A 2,334-nucleotide genomic window follows, 5' to 3' on the forward strand; every position below is an offset into this window, starting at 1 on the left:
TCATGATAGCAGGTAACGCGGAGAAGTGAACTTTATGCGACAGAACCGAAAATCCCCCGATATGTTTCGAGCTGAACTTTTAAAAAATCATGGTACAACCTCGTGAAACCTGACAGGTTATGACCAATCTTTACCGTCATAATAAGTTCTTGCGACAGAACCCAGAAATTGCACTTCAGAGTTGAATCCACCTTTTAAACTCTTCTTCCGTTCTTTAGCGTCACCCCAACTTTCCCCTGGTTTAGCAAAATCAGACATCAATGTACCAGTCAAACGTGCAACAACAGCCGCCTTAGTTTCGCCAGGCTTAGCTAAACTATTAATTTCTTCATCGGTTAATTTTTTTCTTTGCTTTGGTTGATCTTTCACACCAAATTGGAACTGAAAGTGTGTCACCGTCCTGCCAGACTTCCTTTGACCATACTTCACCCATAGATTGGAATGCTCGTTAATTTCAGCTATAGCTGGTTCAATCACACGCCTCTTTAAGTCACCTAAGCGACTATATTTATTGCTAACCTGGAATTGATTTTTAAGCCATTCAACTTCAATTTCACGTTCCCCTGTAGAACTCCATTGCACTAATAACTCATATAAACGAATAGAATAAATACTTTCAAACCTAGCAACATGTTTTAGCTTATATTTAGTGAATTCTTTAGATAGTTTAGAAATGTAAGGAATAATGCCTGAAGCAAAACTTAGAACTAACTTTCCTTCTCCAGGAATATAGTCGATACTGCTTATCCATCTGGTTTTACGTTGTGCTATCTTTGGATTTTCTGGATCAGGGTCATCAATAGTTACACTACGATCATACAACTTTTCAGCAGCCTTCTTTAAATCTCGATACGCATTTGAAAAGTTATCCAAGCCGACCAAATCAACAATTTCAGAAGCTGAAACTTCAAACTGATATTGCTCTGTTAACTCGGACATAGAATCAATTTGAGCTATACAAGCCAACAACACACGTTGCTCAGAAAGGCTCAATAGATAACTGGCCTCAATAACTTTATTGGACTTAACGACCGTTAGGTGATTTTTATTTTCCAAGATAATATAACGACAAGAAAAAGATATTGCCTGACTATACTCTGATTTAAAAATAAAACAACGACAGATAAAATACAATGTCGTTATGTGGCAATCAATTTGTCGTCATATAAAAAATTAAACCTACCTTAACAATCAATTTGTCGTTATATCAATGTTACACCCCTTGTAAATAAAGGCTTTATCTCTCAAAAAAATTAAAAAACATACCTTAACGATCAATTTGTCGTCATATAAGATCAATCAGTCATCTTACAACGCTCAATTTGTCGTTATTAAACGCTCAATCTGTCGTTATTAAACACTCAATTTGTCGTTATATAGCCTCTACATGCATTAATCTACCTACTCTATAGCTCTCTTAAAAAAGAAAAAAAGAAAAAAAGAAAAAAACAGGCGCGCCATGCTACCTCACAACATTCTGGGACTCCTGTCACCAACATTCATTCGCCTACGCAGCGAATGGGAGATGCCCTGGTCGCCCTGCGTCCGTCTCAACTACGCACAAAACCCTGCTCCGTTAAGACTACCTCAAATGGCTGGACGGCTATTCGGAATGCAATTCTTGCCTCCCTCGCGCGCTACTAGCGCACTTCGGATCAGCGAATTGCCCTGTCGCCTACCAGGGACTAAAAATCATCACTCCGCTTAGGCTCCGTTTCCCTGATTTTATTAATCAAACCAATTTAGATAATATACCCGATAAATCCAGTATTATTGATGCTTTCTTTACCTTTGCCCAAGCTGAACAACAACGTGAAGCAAGAGAATTAATTAGTGCCGAAAGCCTGAATGAAGAAGCGGCTAAGCGCTATATAACAGCATCGTTAAAACGAGAATATGCCAGTGAAAATGGCACTGATCTAAATGCAATTCTGCCTAAAATGAGTCCGCTTAATCCACAATACTTAACTAAGAAACAAAGTGTGTTTCAAAAGATTGCCGACTTTATTGAGAAATTTAAAGGCGTGGGTGGCAAGGTTTAATACAGATATTGTAATGTGGTAACGCAAAGGAATAGCGTCACTCACAATCCATCACTTAAATAACTTTGAGAACAACCCTCTAATAACTGGTTCATCTGATGATGTTTCGCTTTGTGTCGTATCAATTTTATGTTCAAGTAATGCCATTAATCGAATTTCACGAGCTAGGGAATCGTCTCTAACTTGTTTTATATCGTCCCTAAGCCCATCGACCTGTTTCTCAAGCCATTCTATATGAGACCTCTCAACCTGCACCACTGGGACGGATGTTTTTGTAACCTTTGACGTTGTA

General features: G+C 38.4%; 3 protein-coding genes and 1 pseudogene. 2 read left to right on the top strand and 2 right to left on the bottom strand.

What is annotated here, in order from left to right:
- Positions 1-117: 117 nt before the first annotated feature.
- On the bottom strand, positions 118-1,056 hold the full coding sequence (locus CDZ78_RS19025) for a RepB family plasmid replication initiator protein (RefSeq protein WP_167374411.1): 939 nt from the start codon (positions 1,054-1,056) through the stop codon (positions 118-120).
- A gap of 462 nt (positions 1,057-1,518) precedes the next feature.
- Between CDZ78_RS19025 and CDZ78_RS23935 the strand changes: the two genes are divergently transcribed.
- Both CDZ78_RS23935 and CDZ78_RS19030 read left to right on the top strand, forming a co-directional pair.
- Positions 1,519-1,644, top strand: coding sequence for a hypothetical protein (locus tag CDZ78_RS23935; protein ID WP_263458613.1), 126 nt, complete (start codon positions 1,519-1,521; stop codon positions 1,642-1,644).
- A 77-nt stretch (positions 1,645-1,721) separates the two neighbouring features.
- Positions 1,722-2,042, top strand: a pseudogene (locus tag CDZ78_RS19030) (type I restriction endonuclease subunit R, EcoR124 family); the annotation flags it as partial.
- 51 nt (positions 2,043-2,093) lie between these two features.
- Here the strand turns inward: CDZ78_RS19030 and CDZ78_RS22405 are convergent.
- Positions 2,094-2,334, bottom strand: a 241-nt coding sequence (locus CDZ78_RS22405; protein WP_211200783.1) for a hypothetical protein, incomplete at its 5' end; no start/stop codon positions are given.

The organism is Bathymodiolus platifrons methanotrophic gill symbiont (assembly GCF_002189065.1).
In the GTDB taxonomy this organism is placed as follows: domain Bacteria; phylum Pseudomonadota; class Gammaproteobacteria; order Methylococcales; family Methylomonadaceae; genus Methyloprofundus.

Excerpts from the sequence above, each read along its gene's own strand:
- CDZ78_RS23935 (WP_263458613.1), top strand. The coding sequence starts at position 1,519 with ATGGGAGATGCCCTGGTCGCCCTGCGTCCGTCTCAACTACGCACAAAA.